Annotated in this window: 2 protein-coding genes; one reads left to right on the top strand and one right to left on the bottom strand. The window is 31.6% G+C overall.

The annotated features are described in order from the left end of the window. Nucleotides 1-596 precede the first annotated feature (596 nt). On the top strand, nt 597-827 hold the full coding sequence (locus ADG03_RS07705) for a hypothetical protein (protein ID WP_023027513.1): 231 nt from the start codon (nt 597-599) through the stop codon (nt 825-827). 66 nt (nt 828-893) lie between these two features. Here ADG03_RS07705 and ADG03_RS07700 read toward each other — a convergent pair. After that, a partial coding sequence (locus ADG03_RS07700) for an IS3 family transposase (RefSeq protein WP_049520974.1) occupies nt 894-1,285 on the bottom strand: 392 nt, incomplete at its 5' end.

The raw sequence follows: 1,285 nt of genomic DNA, 5'->3' as shown, positions 1-1,285 counted from the left end.
CTTGACTAATATGTTTTGATTTCCGTATTTTTTTATAGATCGTACCGTAAACCCAACGCATAACAGCTCCACCTCTAATTATGTGTATATATGTGACATTTTTACATCTCGATATATGTTTAGTATATAATATATATTAAAGAAAGATGTAGAAAACGTGAAAAAAATTACTATTTATTCTTTATAGCATCACTCCCACTCTTCAACTTGTTAGATAGTTGGCGATGGTGGGGATTCCATTCATTGAAGGGATGTGTCCATAGATGAATAAAAGAAGCTTCAAAAAAATGTTTCCAATATTTATTTTAGGTATCATTGTAGGTCTATTCTTAATCCCATTACTTAGACCACTTATAGTTGATTGGCTAAAAACTATATTTGGTTAATAGTAACGATAACCTTATTTAACAAAAAAGTTTTCCCTTTTATTTTTTAATAGCATTGTTTTGACAAATTAACTTCCACGTTTATTGGCGGTAGAAGTTGGTTTGAGAATTTAGCACTTTTATGACCTTAGATCCTTATAATCCTACACGTACAGGTATGACTTTTAGTTTTAGATATTCTCATTAATTTAATTAAAGGAGATACGTGTTATGGTAACGAAGTATTACAAGTACATTCCTTGGTTGATCTTAGGAGCTATTGGATCTTATGAATCCGCAACTTATTTTGGACATAGCACATTTGATACGCTGTATTTATCTATTGTTTTTATGATTGTTTACGTAGCTTTATTCATTCTACACGAAAAATATCTGAAATATAAATATAAAGAAATATTTACACATATTATGAGCAATCCTGAAAAAGATCATCATCCCTAGTAAGATATAGCATAATAAAGCCCTAGCAACCAGATTGTACTGACCCCAAAAAGTTAGACAAATAGGCTATCTAAAGGATTTAGTACAGTATTTTACAGAACTAAATCCTTTTAGTTTTACCTTAATTCGTTTGTTGTTGTAGTAATCAATATAGTCGACAATGGCTTGTTCCAAGTGCTCAAGTGACTGAAACGTATTCTCATAACCATAAAACATTTCAGACTTAAGAATGCCAAAGAAAGATTCCATCATACCGTTATCTGGGCTATTTCCCTGACGTGACATAGATGGTTGGATTCCCTTATTCTTTAAAAAATGATGATAGAAATCGTGTTGGTATTGCCATCCTTGGTCACTATGGAGAATTGTATTTTCATAATGGTTCGCTGTAAAGGCTTGTTCTAGCATAGCTTTCATTTGTACTAAGTTCGGCGAAGTAGAAAGATTGTAGGAGATAA

It is taken from the genome of Streptococcus parasanguinis, from assembly GCF_001069785.1.
Taxonomy (GTDB): Bacteria; Bacillota; Bacilli; order Lactobacillales; family Streptococcaceae; genus Streptococcus; species Streptococcus parasanguinis_T.
The sequence above is the reverse complement of the archived record's forward strand: the minus strand, read 5'-3'. Positions and strand labels throughout refer to the sequence as shown.

Excerpts from the sequence above, each read along its gene's own strand:
- ADG03_RS07705 (WP_023027513.1), top strand. The coding sequence starts at position 597 with ATGGTAACGAAGTATTACAAGTACATTCCTTGGTTGATCTTAGGAGCT.